Genomic DNA, 14,897 nt, shown 5'->3' on the forward strand with positions numbered 1-14,897 from the left:
CCGACGTCGCGACGGGTGCGGGGGCGGGGCCAGACGGCCCTTCGGCCACCCTGCGCGGTGACCGCGAGGGGCCCGGCGCGGCATCCGGGCGGCAGAAATGGCACTTGTCGGGTTACCGTTCGAGTGGCCGTTGCGGGCTTGTGCCGTTTGACACGGGGGCGGGTTGTACCGTCACACTCCGCAGCGTCGCCGTACCGCGACCGAGTGCCGACCGGAGAGAAGAGCCAAGTTGTCCCCGACTAGCGAGACCGCAAAGGGCGGCCGCCGACTCGTCATCGTCGAGTCCCCTGCCAAGGCGAAGACGATCAAGGGCTACCTCGGCCCGGGATACGTCGTCGAGGCGAGCGTCGGGCACATCCGCGACCTCCCGAACGGCGCGGCCGAGGTCCCCGACAAGTACACCGGCGAGGTCCGCCGTCTCGGCGTGGACGTCGAGCACGATTTCCAGCCGATCTACGTAGTGAATGCGGACAAGAAGGCGCAGGTCAGGAAGCTCAAGGACCTGCTGGCCGAGTCCGACGAACTCTTCCTCGCCACCGATGAGGACCGCGAGGGCGAAGCCATCGCGTGGCACCTCCAGGAAGTCCTCAAGCCCAAGGTCCCCGTCCACCGGATGGTCTTCCACGAGATCACCAAGGACGCGATCCGCGACGCCGTCGCCAACCCGCGCGAGCTGAACCAGCGCATGGTCGACGCCCAGGAGACCCGCCGCATCCTCGACCGCCTCTACGGCTACGAGGTCTCGCCGGTCCTGTGGAAGAAGGTCATGCCGCGGCTGTCGGCCGGCCGTGTCCAGTCCGTGGCCACGCGCATGGTCGTGGAGAAGGAGCGCGAGCGCATCGCCTTCCGCTCCGCCGAGTACTGGGACCTGACCGGCACTTTCGGCACCGGCCGCGCCGGTGACGCGTCCGACCCCTCGACCCTCGTCGCCCGCCTGAACACGGTGGACGGCAAGCGCGTCGCCCAGGGCCGCGACTTCGGCTCGAACGGGCAGCTCAAGAGCGAGGTGCTGCACCTCGACGAGGCGAACGCGCGGGGGCTGGCCGCCGCGCTGGCGCAGACCTCGTTCGCCGTCCGCTCGGTCGAGTCCAAGCCGTACCGCCGCTCCCCGTACGCCCCGTTCCGTACGACGACGCTCCAGCAGGAGGCCTCGCGCAAGCTGGGCTTCGGTGCGAAGGCGACCATGCAGGTGGCCCAGAAGCTGTACGAGAACGGCTTCATCACCTACATGCGTACGGACTCCACCACGCTCTCCGACACCGCGGTGTCGGCGGCGCGGGCGCAGGTCACCCAGCTCTACGGGGCCGACTACCTGCCGGAGAAGCCGCGCGTCTACGCCGGCAAGGTCAAGAACGCGCAGGAGGCGCACGAGGCGATCCGTCCTTCGGGTGATCGTTTCCGCACTCCGGCCGAGACGGGTCTGACCGGCGACCAGTTCCGCCTGTACGAGCTCATCTGGAAGCGGACCGTCGCCTCCCAGATGAAGGACGCGGTCGGCAACAGCGTCACCGTGAAGATCGGCGGCCGTGCCTCGGACGGGCGCGACGCCGAATTCACCTCCTCCGGCAAGACGATCACCTTCCACGGCTTCATGAAGGCCTACGTCGAGGGCGCGGACGACCCGAACGCCGAGCTCGACGACCGCGAGAAGCGGCTGCCGCAGGTCGCCGAGGGCGACGCGCTGACGGCCGAGGAGATCACGGCCGACGGCCACTCGACCAAGCCGCCGGCCCGCTACACCGAGGCCTCGCTGGTCAAGGAGCTGGAGGAGCGGGAGATCGGCCGCCCGTCGACGTACGCGTCGATCATCGGCACGATCCTCGACCGCGGCTACGTCTTCAAGAAGGGCACGGCCCTCGTGCCGTCCTTCCTGTCGTTCGCCGTGGTGAACCTGCTGGAGACGCACTTCGGCCGGCTCGTCGACTACGACTTCACCGCCAAGATGGAGGACGACCTCGACCGCATCGCGCGGGGCGAGGCCCAGTCCGTGCCGTGGCTGAAGCGCTTCTACTTCGGCGCGGAGGACGCCTCGGAGGTCGTACCGGCCGACGGTGACGCCCTCGGCGGCCTGAAGGAGCTGGTCACGGACCTCGGCGCGATCGACGCCCGGGAGATCTCCTCCTTCCCGGTAGGCGAAGGCATCGTGCTGCGCGTCGGCCGCTACGGGCCGTACGTGGAGCGGGGCGAGAAGGACGCGGAAGGCCACCAGCGGGCCGACGTACCGGACGACCTGGCTCCGGACGAGCTGACGGTCGAGTACGCGGAGGAGCTGTTCGCGAAGCCGAGCGGCGAGTTCGAGCTGGGCAAGGACCCGGTCAGCGGGAACGAGATCGTCGCCAAGGACGGCCGCTACGGGCCGTACGTGACGGAGATCCTGCCCGAGGGCACGCCGAAGACGGGCAAGAACGCGGTCAAGCCGCGGACGGCCTCGCTCTTCAAGTCGATGACCCTGGACACGGTCACCCTCGACGAGGCCCTCAAGCTGATGTCGCTGCCGCGCGTGGTCGGCGCGGACGCGGAGGGCGTGGAGATCACGGCCCAGAACGGCCGCTACGGCCCGTACCTGAAGAAGGGCACGGACTCGCGGTCCCTGGAGACCGAGGACCAGCTGTTCTCGATCACCCTGGACGAGGCCCTGGCGATCTACGCCCAGCCGAAGCAGCGGGGCCGGGCCGCGGCCAAGCCGCCGCTGAAGGAGCTGGGCACCGACCCGGTGAGCGAGAAGCCGGTGGTGGTCAAGGACGGCCGCTTCGGCCCGTACGTGACGGACGGCGAGACGAACGCGACGCTGCGGCGGGACGACGACGTCGAGACGATCACGCCGGAGCGGGGCTACGAGCTGCTCGCGGAGAAGCGGGCGAAGGGCCCGGCGAAGAAGACCGCGAAGAAGGCGCCCGCCAAGAAGGCCCCGGCGAAGAAGGCGACGGCGACCAAGACCGCTGCCGCGAAGAAGACGACGGCGGCGAAGAAGACCACGGCCGCCAAGAAGACGACGGCGACGGCGGCGGCGAAGAAGACCACGGCCGCCGCCGCGAAGAAGGCCGCGGCCGCTGCGGAGGCCGCTTCCGCGGACGCTCCGGCGGACGAGTAGTCCCGGCCTGCCGGCGACCGCCTGCCGACGACCGTACGAGGGCCCCGCGCGACATCGCGCGGGGCCCTCGCCCGTTCCGCCCGGGCGGGGCCGCGGGGCCGCGTCCCGCAAGGTGGGTGCCGGGTCACACCCGGCGTCGTCCACAGGCCCCCGCAACGGCCGATCGCAGCGGATAGGCTGGGCGGATGACGCGAGCCGAGCAGCCGACGGCAGTGACCGCCTCCGAGAACCCCACCTACGACGAAGCCCTGGCCGCGGATTCCCGCGAGCGAGCGGTGCGCGCCCTGCTGCGCACACCCGGGCTGCGCCGGCTGTGGAGCGCCCAGCTGGTGAGCGGCATCGGCGATGCCCTCGCCCTGCTGGTCCTGGTGCTGCTGACCCTCCAGGCGGCCGTCACCGCCGGTACGGAGAGCATGTTCGGCAGCGGCTACCGGGGCGCGGCCTTCGCCGTCGCCGCCGTCTTCGCGGTCCGGGTCCTCGCCACCGTCCTGTTCGGAGCGGTCCTGCTCGGCCCGCTGGCCCAGCTCACGGCCCCCGGAGGCAAGCTGGACCGCCGCTGGACGATGGTCGGCGCCGACGCGCTGCGGATCGGGCTGTTCGTCGTCGCCCCGCTGTGGCTCGACTGGATCCCGGCGCACGCCACGACCGCGCTGCTCGCCACCGTCTTCGTCTCCGGCGCCGCCGAGCGGGTGTGGACCCTGGCCAAGGAGAGCGCCGCGCCCGCGCTGCTGCCGGCGCCGCCGCCGGAGGGAGCGACCGTACGCCCGCTGCCGGACCACCTCGACGCCCTGCGGCGCCTCACGCTGCGCACGGCCTTCGCGGCGCTGCCCGTCGCGGCGGCCGCGCTGCTCGTCGCGACCCTGATCGGGCGGGCGCTGGGCCTGGGCGTGGCCTGGTTCGCCGCGCACCAGGCGGCGCTGGGTTCGTACGTGGCCGCCGGCCTGTTCGCCGCGTCCGTCTCGCTGCTGGTGCCGCTGGTGCTGCCGGCGGCCAAGACCCCGAGGCCGCGCTCCCCGCTGGAGGGGCTGCGGGCCCCCAGGGCGGGCGACCGGCCCGAGAAGGGCCGTACGGGCGCGATCCCGCTGCTCGTGCTGGCCTGCGCCGCCGTCGCGGGAGCGGTCGCCTGCGCCGCCTCCGTCTCCGTACTGCACGCCTTCGACCTGGGCGGCGGCCCGTCCGCCTACGCCCTGCTGGTGCTCGCCCTCGTCGGCGGCACCGCCCTCGGGATCCGCGCCACCCAGGCCGGGAAGGTGCTGCCCGGGCTGTCCCCGCGCCGGCTGCTGGCCCTGGCCATCGCGGTGGCCGGGCTCGCGCTGCTGCTGACCGGGCTGGTCCCGGACACGGCGACCGTGCTGTTCCTGGCGCTGCTCGCCGGCGGCGCCGCGGGTGTGGCGGCCAACACCGGGCACGTCCTGCTGGACCAGGAGACCGAGGAGTTCCGCCGGGCCCGGGTCACCGCGCACCTCCAGGCCGTGGTCCGGGTGGCCGTGGCCGTCGGGGCGGTCGCCGCTCCGCTGCTGGCCGCGGCGATCGGCCCGCACCGGCTGGGCGGGGGCCAGGTCGTCCTCGCGCACGGCGGCGCCGCCTACACCCTGATGCTGGTCGGCGCGCTGCTGCTGCCCGTCGCGGTGGTGGTCCTCGCCAAGGCCGACGACCGCGGCGGCGTACCGCTGCGCCGCGACCTGCGCGAGGCGCTGCGCGGCGGGGAGCCCGTCCAGGCCCCCTCCACGACCGGGTTCTTCATCGCGCTGGAGGGCGGCGACGGAGCCGGCAAGTCCACCCAGGTCGAGGCGCTGGCCGACTGGATACGGGGCAAGGGCCACGAGGTCGTCGTGACCCGGGAGCCGGGCGCCACCCCGGTCGGCAAGCGGCTCCGCTCGATCCTGCTGGACATCTCCTCCGCCGGACTGTCGAACCGCGCCGAGGCCCTGCTGTACGCCGCCGACCGCGCGGAGCACGTGGACACAGTGGTCCGGCCCGCCCTGGAGCGGGGTGCGGTGGTCATCTCCGACCGCTACATCGACTCCTCGGTGGCCTACCAGGGCGCCGGGCGGGACCTGTCCCCGACCGAGATCGCCCGTATCTCCCGCTGGGCCACCGACGGACTCGTGCCGAACCTGACCGTGCTGCTCGACGTGTCCCCGGAGACCGCGCGGGAGCGGTTCACGGAGGCCCCGGACCGGCTGGAGTCCGAGCCGACGGAGTTCCACCAGCGGGTGCGGGCCGGCTTCCTGACCCTCGCCGCGTCCGACCCCGGGCGCTACCTGGTGGTCGACGCGGGGCAGGACCCCGGCTCGGTGGCCACCGTCGTACGGCACCGCCTGGACCGGATGCTCCCGCTCTCCGAGGCGGAGGTGGCCGCGCAGATCGAGGCCCGGCGGCTCGCGGAGGAGGAGGCCCGGCGCAAGGCCGAGGAGGAGGCCGCGCGCAAGGCGGAGGAAGCCCGGCTGAAGGCCGAGGAGGAGGCCAGGCTGGCCCGCGAGGCCGAGGAGGCCCGGCTGCGCGCCGAGGCCGAGGCGGCCCGCCGGGCGGAGGAGGAGCGGATCAGGGCCGAGGAGGAGGCCCGGGCCCGGGCCGAGGCCGAGCGGCTGCGCGCGGCGGCCGAGGAGAAGGCCCGCGCCGCCGAGCAGGAGCGGATCCGGCTCCAGGAGGCGGAGGAGGCCCGGCTGCGCGCCGAGGCGCAGGAGCGCCGGCTGGAGAAGCAGCGGCGGGCGGAGGAGGCCCTGCTGCGGGCGGAGGAGGCGCGCCGGCTCGCGGCGGCCTCGGCTGCTGCCGCGGCGGCGGCCACGGCTTCGGCGGCGGCTGCTGCGGAGCCTGCTGCTGCGCCTGACGCTTCGGAGCCCGCTGCTTCGGAGCCCGCGCCGAAGGTCGTGATGCGCAAGGAGCCGCTCCCGGACGATGCGATCACCGTCGAGACCCCGGTGGTACGGCGGTTCGTACAGCCCGACGACGTGACCCAGACCGTTCCCGTGCCCAAGCTCGACCCGCGCGCCCCCCGCCCGGTGGACGAGACGGCCGTACTGCCGGCCGTACGCCCCGACGCACCGGCCGCTCCGCCGGCCGGGCGGACCCGGCCGGCGGAGCGGCCGACGGCCCGCCACTCGCAGGAGAGCCCGGCCGACCGGGTGCCGCCGGGCATCTTCCGGGACGCCGGGAACGACGTGACCCGCGAGCTCCCGATGGTCGGGGACGACGGCCGGCCGCGCCGGGCCCCGTCCGACTGGGCCGAGGCGACCCCGATGGACGACCTGCCGACCCTGGCGGACGAGCTGCTGGGCCCGCGCCCGGACGACGAGGACGGCCAGGACGGCCAGGGCGAGCAGGGCAGGCCGCGCCGCCGCCGCTGACCCCGGCGCGAGGCACCGCTGGCGGGCTCGCGGGCGGGATTGTCAGTGGCGGGCGCCACAATGTGAGCAGGCAGTATCCACGGAGAGTGAAAGGCGGTGGGCGGCATGCCCGTGTGGGACGACCTGGTGGGACAGGAGCGCGTGCGGACGCAGCTGGCCGCCGCCGCCCGCGACGCCGATGCCCTGGTCACCGCCGTCACGACCGGGACCCCGCCGCCGCCCGCGTCCAAGATGACCCACGCCTGGCTGTTCACCGGGCCGCCCGGCTCCGGCCGGGCCACCGCCGCCCGCGCCTTCGCGGCGGCCCTCCAGTGCGTCAGCCCGGACCGCGCCCTCGGCGGTGAACCGGGTTGCGGCTTCTGCGACGGCTGCCACACCACGATGGCCGGGACCCATGCCGACGTGGAGATCGTCCGCACCGATCTGCTGTCCATCGGCGTGAAGGAGACCCGGGACCTGGTCCGCCGGGCCCAGCTCTCGCCGGCCGTGGGGCGCTGGCAGGTCATCGTCCTGGAGGACGCCGACCGGCTCACCGAAGGCGCGGGGAACGTGCTGCTCAAGGCCGTGGAGGAGCCCGCTCCGCGGACGGTGTGGCTGCTGTGCGCGCCCTCGCTGGAGGATGTGCTGCCCACCATCCGCTCCCGCTGTCGGCACCTGAGCCTGACCACCCCGTCCGTGGCGGCGGTGGCCGAGGTGCTGGTGCGGCGTGACGGCGTGGAGCCCGCCGCCGCTGCCGCGGCGGCCCGCGCGACCCAGGGCCACATCGACCGGGCCCGCCGGCTCGCCACCGACGAGGCCGCCCGGACCCGGCGCGCCACCGTCCTCAAGCTCCCCCTGCGGGTGGACGACGTGGGCGGCTGCCTCAAGGCGGCGCAGGAGCTGGTCGACGCCGCCGCCGAGGACGCCAAGCAGGTCGCGGAGGAGGTCGACACCAAGGAGACCGAGGAGCTGAGGGCCGCGCTCGGCGCCGGAGCCGGCGCGGGCGGCCGCCTGCCGCGGGGCACCGCCGGGGTGATGAAGGACCTCGAGGACCGCCAGAAGCGCCGCCGCACCAGGACCCAGCGCGACAGCCTCGACCTCGCCCTCACCGACCTCACGGGCTTCTACCGGGACGTGCTGGCCCTCCAGCTCGGCTCGGCGCTGGCCATCGCCAATGAGGACATACGGCCGGACCTCGACCGGATCGCCCGCGCCTCCGGCCCCGAGCGCACGCTGCGGCGTATCGAGGCGATCATCGCCTGCCGGGAGGCCCTCGACCGGAATGTGGCGCCGCTGCTCGCGGTGGAGGCCATGACGATGGCGCTGCGCGCGGGCTGACCGGCTCACCTACCCGGTTCACCCGTACGAGCGGTCCCGGGCGGGGTGCCGCGAAGGGCCGGTCCGGGTGGGGCGCCCGGTCCGCCCCCGGTCGGCGGACGGCTGCGCGGATCGCGCACGCCTTCCGGACGCCGGACGGGGGCCGCTGCCAGCACGTAGGCTCCCCGCATGGACACGAGGCGCCTGCTGCGTACCACCGGGACCGTGATCGCAGCCGGCGGGCTGCTGATCTCCGGGTGCACCTCCGGGGGGCCGGACGTGGCCTCGGCCGAGCCGAGCGCCGTCCCCGCGGCCCTGCGCCCGTACTACGAGCAGAAGCTGAACTGGCGCGACTGCGGTGTCCCCGGCTTCCAGTGCTCCACCCTGAAGGCGCCGCTGGACTACGCGGACCCCGGCTCCGGCCAGGACGTCGAGCTCGCCGTTGCCCGACGCCCGGCCACCGGCCCGGGCAAGCGCCTGGGCTCCCTGGTGGTCAACCCCGGCGGACCCGGCGGTTCCGGCATCGGCTACCTCCAGGCGTACGCGGGCATCGGCTACCCGGCGGCCGTGCGCGCCCAGTACGACATGGTCTCCTTCGACCCGCGCGGGGTCGCCCGCAGCAGCCCCGTCGAGTGCCTGACCGGCCCGGGGATGGACCGGTTCACCCAGGTCGACCAGACGCCGGACGACCAGGAGGAGCGGGCCCGGCTGGTGGCCGCGTTCAAGGAGTTCGCGGCGGGCTGCGAGACGCGCTCGCAGCGGGTCCTGCCGCACGTCTCCACCGTGGACGCCGCCCGGGACATGGACATGCTGCGCGGGGTGCTGGGCGACGAGAAGCTGAACTACGTCGGAGCCTCGTACGGCACCTTCCTCGGCGCCACGTACGCGGACCTCTTCCCGGGGCGCGTGGGCCGGCTGGTCCTGGACGGCGCGATGGACCCCTCGCGCTCGGCGGTCGACCTCAACCGCGACCAGACGGCGGGCTTCGAGACGGCCTTCCGCTCCTTCGCGAAGGACTGCGCGAAGCAGCCCGACTGCCCGCTGGGCAAGGGCGGTCCGGACGCGGTGGCGGAGCGCCTGAAGGAGTTCTTCCGCAAGGTCGACGCCCAGCCGGTCCCCTCGGGCGACCCAGCCCGCCCGCTGGGCGAGGCACTCGCGACGACGGGCGTGATCGCGGCGCTGTACGACGAGAGCGCCTGGCCGCAGCTGCGGGAGTCCCTCGCCGACGCGATGAAGGGCGACGGGGCCGGCCTGCTGGCCCTCGCCGACAGCTACTACGAGCGCGAGGCGGACGGCACGTACGCCAACCTCATGTACGCCAACGCCGCCGTGAACTGCCTCGACCAGCCCCCGGCCTTCAGCGGCCCGGAAGCGGTGGACGCCGCGCTGCCCTCCTTCCAGAAGGCCTCCCCGGTCTTCGGCGAGGGGCTGGCCTGGGCCTCGCTGAACTGCGCGTACTGGCCGGTGAAGGCAACGGGCTCGGCGAAGCCCCTGAAGGCGGCGGGTGCGGCCCCGATCGTGGTGGTCGGCACGACGCGCGACCCGGCGACCCCGTACAAGTGGGCCCAGGCCCTGGCCGGCCAGCTCGACTCGGGCACCCTCCTCACGTACGACGGCGACGGCCACACGGCGTACGGCCGCGGCAGCGAGTGCGTCGACAACGCGATCAACCGCTACCTCCTGGAGGGCCACCCCCCGGCGTCCGGCAAGCGCTGCTGACCCCCTCCAGCCCCGGTTCGGGGCACCCGGTTTAACCCTGTAGACTTGGCGCCGCTGCTGATGAGAGCCTCCCTCCAAGGGAACTCCTGTCTTCGCAGCGGTGCCGCCTTAGCTCAGTTGGCCAGAGCAACGCACTCGTAATGCGTAGGTCTCGGGTTCGAATCCCGAAGGCGGCTCTGTAGAACCCCCAGGACTCACTCGCCGTGACCTGGGGGTTTTGCTATTTCCGGGGCCGGTCGGCGCATGCGGAGGCTGGGGCCCGAAACCCCGTGCGTGAGCGATGCGTGAGCGGAGGGGCCGTCAGCCCTTCTTAGCGGCCTTCTTGGCCTTGCCCTTCCTCTTCCCCTTGGCCTTCGCCTTCTCGGCGTGCCTGGCCTTCTTGGCGGCCTTGCGGGCCTGCTCTTCCTGCTCCGCCTTGCGTTGGAGGGGGACCAGCTTGGCGGTGGCCTCGGCTGCGCTCTTGCCGACGTGGGGGAGCACGCTCTGGTAGATGTCGCGCGTGATCCGGGTGTCGCTGTGGCCGAGGGTGTCCGACACGATCTTGATGTCGATGTCGGCCGCCAACATGAGCGTCGCCGCGCCGTGACGGAGATCGTGCAGCCGGATCGGCGGCAGCCCGGAGGCCGCGACGAGCCGCTCGAAGAGGTCGGTGACCTTGCCCGGGTGGAGCCAGGAGCCGTCCTCCTGGGTGAAGACGAGCCCGGTGTTCACCCAGGCCGCCCCCCACTCCGCGCGGTCGGCTTCCTGCTGCTTGCGGTGCCGCTCCAGGACGCCGACGGTGTCGTCGTCGAGCGCGACGACGCGGAAGCCGCTGTCCGTCTTCGGCTCGGACGCCTCGACCCCCCAGCCATCCTGGACGAGCTGCCCCGTCACGGTGAGGGAGTGGCGGTCGAGATTGGTCTCCGACCAGGGCTGCCCGCACGCCTCCCCGCGCCGCAGGCCGCGGAAGGCGATGAGGTGCCACATGGCGTACAGCCGATCGCCTGCGACGAAGTCGAGGAAAGCGCCTGTCTGTTCCGGCGTCCAGACCATCACCGGGGAGGGCTTCTCACCGGTCTGCTCCCACTTGGCGACCCGCTCGTCCGTCCACACCAGCGCCTTCGGCTTGCGCACCGGATCGATCTCTACGTGGGCCGCCGGGTTGAACGTGATGATCTGCTGCCCGATCGCATCGTTCAGGGACGCGCGGAGCGTCGCCTTCACGTGCTGGCGCGTCGCCGGACCTGTCACCCGGCGGAAGGCCGGCATCGCGTCGAGCGCCGCCTTCAGCGCCTTCCGGCGAGCACGGTTCTCGCCGCCCTTCCAAGGGATCGTCGCCAACTCCTCTACGGCAGCGCGTCGCTGGGCGTTCTGCTCCAAGACCTCGGCGTTGCCGTCGGCGATGGCCGTGAACATCTCGCTCAGGTGGCTGACCCGTAGCCGGTCGAGGCGCCGGTGCCCGATGCGCGGCTTGAGGTGCACGCGGATGTCGGTCTCGTACCGGCTGATGCCCGACTTCCGGATCCGCTTGCCCGCCAGCCAGCGGTTCAGCCACTCGGCGACGGTCAGGCTGCCGACGAGATCCTGGCCGGCCTTGAGCCGCCGCCGGGTCTCCTCCACGTCGGGCAGGGGCAGCTTCTCGCCGCTGACTTCGGCGAGCATCTCAGCGACCAGCTGTATGCCTTCGGGGTCGTCGGCGTCTGCGAGTCCCAGGAGGGCTCGTACGTGGTCGAGGTCGGCCTGGGCCGCCTTGAGGCTGCTGTACCCGCCACGGGCGAAGGATCGCCGGCTGCCGTCCTCGTGGGGCGGCAGCTCCTGGCGTATGGAGTAGGTGCAGTGGTTCCTGCTGTTGCGCTTGGGACAGGAACTGCCGAGTTCCTTGCCGGTCTTGGGGTCACGGCAGGAGCAGCGGCGGTAGGTGGAGCCCTTCAAATGTTGTCCTCGTCGTCGGTGTCGGTGTCGGGTACGTCGATGTCGGTGAGTGCCGGTGGCAGTTCTGGCGGAGTGGCGCCCTCTTCGCGGATGTCCTCGCGGAGGCCAAGGAGGCTCCACTTGGCCTCGTCGGCACGCTTGGCGTAGTCGTCCTTCCTGCGTTCGGCTTCCTCGCGTTGGGTGGGTGTGGTCGCCGTCTTCGCTGCGAACTCAGCCCGCTCTGTCTCGCGTAGGGCGGCTTCGACAGTGCGGACCAGGCTGGCGTGGCGGTTGAAGTCGGGGATCAGTCCGGAGTCGAGGGCGTCGTGGCTGGGCTCCTCGGCGGTGAACTTCCGCATGGCCTCCCAGGTCGGGATGAGCTCGTGGAAGGGAAGTTCCTGCGTCTCCTCGACGTAGCCGACGGGGAAGATCAGGCAGATCGGGGATGTGTACAGGGCGGCGGCCAGGATCATGACATCGACCAGGGGCAGGTTGGCCCTGCGGCCCGACTCCAGGTTGGCGATCACGTTGCGCGGGATGGGGTGGCCGAGCTCTTCGCAGCGATCGGCCAGGCGCTGTGCGCTCCAGCGCATCTCCTTCCTCCGCCGCCGGACCTCGCCGGCGACGTTTTGCTTGATCCGGTCGACCCACTCCGGGAAGTCGTCCTCGTCTTCATCATCGAAACGACGTTGTGTCATGCAGACACAATATCTTTTTCATCATGGAACTCATACGCCTGGAGCCGGATGCGATGACGTGTTCGCCGTGGGCTGTGACGAGAGGGGCGCCGCGTGCGCGATATCCCGACTGGAACTGGGTCGAATGGGATGAGCCGGGATCAGCTCCTGGCCCTACCGGTGTCCATTGACCTGGAGGCGGGCAACCGTGCTCTGGGGATCGGGCGGAGCAAGGGCTATGAGTTGGCGAAGCGCGACCAGTACCCGTGCAAGGTGCTCCGGGTGGGCAACGGGTACCGCGTGGTGACGGCGGACCTGCTGAACCTGCTGGGTCTGGCCGCTTGAGGGCGAGGGAAGGTATCAGGGCGTTCTGCGCTGAGCTGACACAGAAGCGCTGGACTGTGCCCGGGGTCGTACGTACTGTTCGTGTTCCCCCGGCGCGGCCAAGTGCCCCTGGGACATGGGTGAGCCCCCGACGCGCCAACGTCGGAGGCCCTGGCAATACCCACACACGCGATCACACGGTCGACCCGAGTGGCCTGCATGCACGCGGCCACAGGAGAAGGAGCTGCCTCTTGAAACCTACGACATCCACGCCCCCTGCCGCACCCGCCGAGGCGAGCTGGCCCGTGACCGCAATCCCCGGTCGGCCGGGCGCCCATCTCGCCTCGATGGAGCAGCCGGACGCCACACCCGAGGCGCCCCTGGCCGAGCAGGACGCTGCCTCCTTCGGGCCCCGTCCCGAAGGTGAACAGGTCCTGGATGACCTGGCCGCACAGATCAAGCGCTACGTCATCCTGCCCAGCGGCGAGGCCCTGACAGCAGTGGTCTTGTGGGTGGCGGCCACCCACCTGCAGACCGCGTGGCAGCACGCACCGCGCCTGGCCGTGGTCGGTCCGGCGAAGCGGTGCGGCAAGTCCCGCCTGCTGGATGTGGTCACCGAGACGGTCCATGATCCGCTGGTCACGGTGAACGCCTCGGCTGCCGCGATCTTCCGGTCGATCACGGAGGCTCCGCCCACGCTGCTGGTCGACGAGGCGGACACCCTGTTCGGCTCGGCGAAGGTGGCGGAGAAGAACGAGGAGATGCGCGGCCTGCTGAACGCCGGCCATCAGCGCAACCGGCCCACGCTGCGGGTGTCCGGCCCCAACCATGAGGTGTCGAAGTTCCCCACCTTCGCCATGGCTGCCCTCGCCGGCATCGGCGACCTCCCCGACACCATCATGGACCGGTCGGTCGTGATCCGGATGCGACGGCGCAGGCCGGGCGAGAAGGTGGCGGAATTCCGCAGCGCCCGCGACATCCCCGCACTCAACACCCTGCGCGACCGGCTCGTGGGCTGGCTGGCCCCACTGCGCACCGCCGCGATGGAGCTGACGCCCGCCATGCCGGTCGAGGACCGTGCCGCTGATACGTGGGAGCCGCTGGTCGCGGTCGCCGACCTCGCCGGAGGCGGCTGGCCTGAGCGTGCCCGTACCGCCTGCCGGGCGATGACGAAGCATGAGGCGGAGCAGGACCAGGACAGCAGCGGCCTGGGCATCAGGCTGCTGGCGGACATCCGCCGCGCCTTCGAGAGTGAGGGTAACCCGCCGGTGATCCGCACCAGCCGTCTCCTGGACATCCTGAACAAGGACGAGGAGACGCCCTGGCCGGACTACACGGCCAGTGGCCTGACGCCGCGTGGTCTGCAGATCCTGCTGAAGGACTACGGCATCAGCTCGGCCAACCGCCGCTTCCACGGCGACGTCCAGGCCAAGGGCTTCACCCGCCTGCAGTTCACCGACGCCTGGGCCCGCTACTGCCCTGCCCCGCAGCCGGAACCTGCCGCCGGGGCCTGACCTGGCACCACCCGTCGCGACCCGTCGCGCCGCAGGTCAAGCCGGTTACGAGTCACTGGCCCGCAACGAGTCGACTCGACATCAACGCCCCACCCGTACCTGCCCTGACCAGGCCTGCGACGAGTCGCAACGGGTTCCACCCCTCCACAGGCGGCCACGCCGCGCTCCGCCCTGCCCAGCGTGGCCGCCCCCACCCCCACCGTCCTTGGAGCACATCCGCTTGTCCTCACCCGCCACCACAGCCCCCAGCAGCAAGGGGCTCACCGCGATCCGCGTGGGCATCGCCGTCATCGGCGTTACCGGCTTCGCTCTCTCCTACGCCGCCCTGCGTCAGATGGCCGTGGCCACCAATACCCCCGGCCCGCTTACCTACGCCTTCCCCATCCTGATCGACGGGTTCATCGCCATCGGTACCGGCGCTCTCCTCCTCATGCGCACCGCACCCTGGCGGGCCCGCTTGTACGTGTGGTCGCTGGTCGGCGTCGCAACCCTCACCAGCGTCTGGGCCAACGCCCTCCACGCGATCCGCCTCAACCAGCAGATCCGCCACGGGGGGATCCACCTGGACGACGTGACCGTCGGCGCCCTTTCCGCCATCGCACCCCTCGCACTGGCCGGAGCCGTCCACTTCTACCTCCTCACCCGCCACCACCAAGCCCGCCACGAGCTACCCGCCCACCCGGCGCAGCAGCCACCGGCGGAACTCCCCACGCCCCAGGCCGACGGCGGCGATATGGCGGAAAGCCCTCCCGCTGTCGCGGACGTCCCGACCCCGGCCTCGGCCCCGCCGACGACCTCTACGGCCAAGCCCAGGGGCCGGCGTCCCAGCGCCAGCGTGGACCAGCTCGTTGCGATCGGACGCACGGTCCCACGAGGGCCCAACGGACTGATCCAGCGCACCAAGTTCGAGGCAGCAGTCCGGGGCGAGGGCCACCCCGTCGCCAAGGACCGCCTGGTCGAGGCCATGGACATCATCCACGCCGAAACGGGCACCACGGCCGACACGCCTGCCTGACCGACCCGCCTTGCCTGCCCGGCC

General features: G+C 72.3%; 9 protein-coding genes and 1 tRNA gene. 8 read left to right on the forward strand and 2 right to left on the reverse strand.

Translation table 11 applies throughout. The annotated features are described in order from the left end of the window. Positions 1-229 precede the first annotated feature (229 nt). The 5 genes from topA (at position 230) to OOK34_RS13880 (ending at position 9,629) form a co-directional block, all read left to right on the forward strand. Positions 230-3,091, forward strand: a complete 2,862-nt coding sequence (gene topA, locus OOK34_RS13860; RefSeq protein ID WP_267034169.1) for a type I DNA topoisomerase — start codon at positions 230-232, stop codon at positions 3,089-3,091. A gap of 185 nt (positions 3,092-3,276) precedes the next feature. Continuing rightward, positions 3,277-6,438, forward strand: coding sequence for a dTMP kinase (gene tmk, locus OOK34_RS13865; protein ID WP_267034170.1), 3,162 nt, complete (start codon positions 3,277-3,279; stop codon positions 6,436-6,438). A 105-nt stretch (positions 6,439-6,543) separates the two neighbouring features. Then, positions 6,544-7,755 carry a DNA polymerase III subunit delta' gene (locus OOK34_RS13870; RefSeq protein ID WP_267034171.1) on the forward strand — a complete coding sequence of 404 codons (1,212 nt, stop codon included), beginning with the start codon at positions 6,544-6,546 and terminating at the stop codon, positions 7,753-7,755. 168 nt (positions 7,756-7,923) lie between these two features. Next, complete coding sequence (locus OOK34_RS13875) at positions 7,924-9,453, forward strand: alpha/beta hydrolase (protein ID WP_267034172.1); 1,530 nt, start codon at positions 7,924-7,926, stop codon at positions 9,451-9,453. 102 nt (positions 9,454-9,555) lie between these two features. Further along, positions 9,556-9,629, forward strand: a tRNA-Thr gene (locus OOK34_RS13880). Positions 9,630-9,753: 124 nt separating this feature from the next. Here the strand turns inward: OOK34_RS13880 and OOK34_RS13885 are convergent. Both OOK34_RS13885 and OOK34_RS13890 read right to left on the reverse strand, forming a co-directional pair. Next, positions 9,754-11,364, reverse strand: a complete 1,611-nt coding sequence (locus OOK34_RS13885; RefSeq protein ID WP_267034173.1) for a site-specific integrase — start codon at positions 11,362-11,364, stop codon at positions 9,754-9,756. Next, positions 11,361-12,041 carry a helix-turn-helix transcriptional regulator gene (locus OOK34_RS13890; RefSeq protein ID WP_267034174.1) on the reverse strand — a complete coding sequence of 227 codons (681 nt, stop codon included), beginning with the start codon at positions 12,039-12,041 and terminating at the stop codon, positions 11,361-11,363. The genes OOK34_RS13885 and OOK34_RS13890 overlap by 4 nt, the downstream gene beginning before the upstream one ends. A gap of 129 nt (positions 12,042-12,170) precedes the next feature. Here OOK34_RS13890 and OOK34_RS13895 point away from each other — a divergent pair, with 129 nt between their 5' ends. From OOK34_RS13895 to OOK34_RS13905, 3 genes are all read left to right on the forward strand, one after another. After that, complete coding sequence (locus OOK34_RS13895) at positions 12,171-12,365, forward strand: hypothetical protein (RefSeq protein ID WP_267036732.1); 195 nt, start codon at positions 12,171-12,173, stop codon at positions 12,363-12,365. 284 nt (positions 12,366-12,649) lie between these two features. Continuing rightward, positions 12,650-13,858: a DUF3631 domain-containing protein gene (locus OOK34_RS13900; RefSeq protein WP_323183417.1), complete on the forward strand. Its 1,209-nt coding sequence runs from the start codon at positions 12,650-12,652 to the stop codon at positions 13,856-13,858. A 220-nt stretch (positions 13,859-14,078) separates the two neighbouring features. Continuing rightward, a complete protein-coding gene (locus OOK34_RS13905) occupies positions 14,079-14,873 on the forward strand; it encodes a DUF2637 domain-containing protein (RefSeq protein ID WP_267034176.1) in 795 nt (264 codons plus the stop codon). Positions 14,874-14,897: the final 24 nt, after the last annotated feature.

Origin of the sequence: Streptomyces sp. NBC_00091 (assembly GCF_026343185.1) — a bacterium.
In the GTDB taxonomy this organism is placed as follows: Bacteria; Actinomycetota; Actinomycetes; order Streptomycetales; family Streptomycetaceae; genus Streptomyces.